General features: G+C 44.4%; 1 pseudogene. It reads right to left on the reverse strand.

Annotated features, from left to right (window positions below):
* Window positions 1-396: pseudogene (locus ACNKXV_RS13420) on the reverse strand (polyribonucleotide nucleotidyltransferase); the annotation flags it as partial.

The following is a 396-nucleotide window of genomic DNA, read 5'->3' on the forward strand; positions in this document are numbered from 1 at the left end:
ATAATCAAGGCCTTCTACTTTCAAATCCATTTGACAAGCCGTGATACCTTTTTCAGTTCCAGTCACTTTAAAGTCCATGTCACCCAAATGGTCTTCATCACCAAGAATATCCGAAAGGATGGCATACTTTCCGGTTTTGGCATCTGAAATCATCCCCATCGCTATACCGGTCACTGGAGCAGTAATTTGAACTCCGGCATCCATCAAGGCAAGTGAACCTGCACAGACTGTGGCCATTGAAGACGATCCATTGGATTCTAGAATGTCAGAAACGATACGGATAGTATAGGGATTTTCATTTTCAGGAGGCAAAACTTTCTTTAGAGCTCTCATAGCCAAATTGCCATGTCCAACCTCTCTTCTTCCCGGACCACGGTTTGGCTTTACCTCACCCGT

The organism is Christiangramia aquimixticola, assembly GCF_048285835.1.
Lineage (GTDB): Bacteria > Bacteroidota > Bacteroidia > Flavobacteriales > Flavobacteriaceae > Christiangramia > Christiangramia aquimixticola.